Annotated in this window: 2 protein-coding genes; both read right to left on the bottom strand. The window is 42.1% G+C overall.

All coding sequences use genetic code 11. The features are described 5' to 3' along the window. Window positions 1-216: 216 nt before the first annotated feature. A complete protein-coding gene (locus JUK32_RS01285; RefSeq protein WP_204137049.1) occupies window positions 217-576 on the bottom strand; it encodes a hypothetical protein in 360 nt (119 codons plus the stop codon). Further along, on the bottom strand, window positions 573-833 hold a 261-nt coding region (locus JUK32_RS01290), incomplete at its 5' end, for a YdeI/OmpD-associated family protein (protein WP_204137050.1). The genes JUK32_RS01285 and JUK32_RS01290, both read right to left, overlap by 4 nt.

An 833-nucleotide genomic window follows, 5' to 3' on the forward strand; every position in this document is an offset into this window, starting at 1 on the left:
TTGAGTGGACGAGCCATCTTTTGTGCTTGAAATCAGTACTCCTATATTCTGCTTCACCTCATAGGGAATTGGTATAACGTTCCCGTTCACCCGCCGCCAGCAACCTTTTGGACTCACCGACCAACTTAATACGATCTGCGTGCAACGGGATTGTTATGAGGAATTCTATCTGAGTTATGGTTTAGATAGCCTGAGTCTGAATTTTGCTGTGACTAATTACCTCCCCTCAAACTGCTGAACCTGTTCATCACCCCATCCCAGAAAATTGTATAGCTTACTTATACTTTCCAGATCTAGTGGACGATAATCATCTTGCTTCATTACAAAACAAGATGCTCCTGCTACGGGTACTCCATTGTTTTCTGCAATGAAAAAGTCTGAGATTCGACACCATGCAAGCACATCCAGAGAAATAGCTTGTCGAATAAAGGTAATTGTTTCTAGACCAAAACCCTCAATTAATGAATCCCAATAGCAGAAATTTGGCGACGGGGAACTAGCTGTGTAATTACAATGCGCTATAAAGTCTAAATCATCTGGACTCGCGCGGCGAAAGGTTAGGTTAAGCTGATTCATTGAAGTCTTCCTCCATCATTCCAATTTCCAAACATTTTATTGTCTACAGTTTTACCTACAAAGTTTTGAAGTCGTCGCTCAAATTCATTTTTATTTTTACGCACTTCTTCGATATATCCAATGCGCACCCGGCAATATAGGGCAGGAAATTCAAGGAAATTAGCCCACGCGCCAGGTTTCTCCCTCACTGGTGCAGAAAAGTTTTGGGAGCAAAGTATCGGTAGTCTCATCGTGAGAAAGTCGTCACTTTCGAGAAC

It is taken from the genome of Halomicronema sp. CCY15110, assembly GCF_016888165.1.
GTDB lineage: Bacteria > Cyanobacteriota > Cyanobacteriia > Phormidesmidales > Phormidesmidaceae > Halomicronema.